This is a genomic window from Acinetobacter sp. GRABPA_MV_2 (genome assembly GCF_056725885.1).
Window position 1 is genome coordinate 1 of sequence record NZ_JBWZNA010000073.1, and the last position, 374, is coordinate 374.

Below are 374 nucleotides of genomic sequence, written 5' to 3' on the forward strand. Positions count from 1 at the left end.
ATCTTGGGCATTTCGGGGTATCTCTGGTGGCACAAACAGGTTTGCAGTTTGACCTTTCCACATCTCAGGGAAAGCTCATGGCTTCTGTGATGTCTGCATTAGCAGAGTTTGAGGGAGATTTACTACGTGAACGTGTGCGCTCTGGTGTAGCAGCGGCACAAGCGCGGGGCGTTGTGTTTGGTCGTCGTCCTGGTCAACGTACCAAGTCAGATCGTCTGGCACCTAAAGTGTTGGAGTTGGTGTCTGCTGGACACTCTTATCGACAAGTCGGTCGGCTGGTCAATCTAAGCAAAAATACCGTGTTGGATATCGTTAAAAGAAGTCGGAGTGAAAATCCTTAGCGTGCTATATTTTCCGTTTCCTGAGACGACCCC

1 protein-coding gene is annotated in these 374 nt (G+C 49.7%); it reads left to right on the forward strand.

Annotated features, from left to right (window positions below; genetic code table 11):
• Positions 1 to 341, forward strand: a 341-nt coding sequence (locus ACXM0J_RS18875) for a recombinase family protein (RefSeq protein WP_026471933.1), incomplete at its 5' end; no start/stop codon positions are given.
• Between the last annotated feature and the right edge of the window lie 33 nt (positions 342 to 374).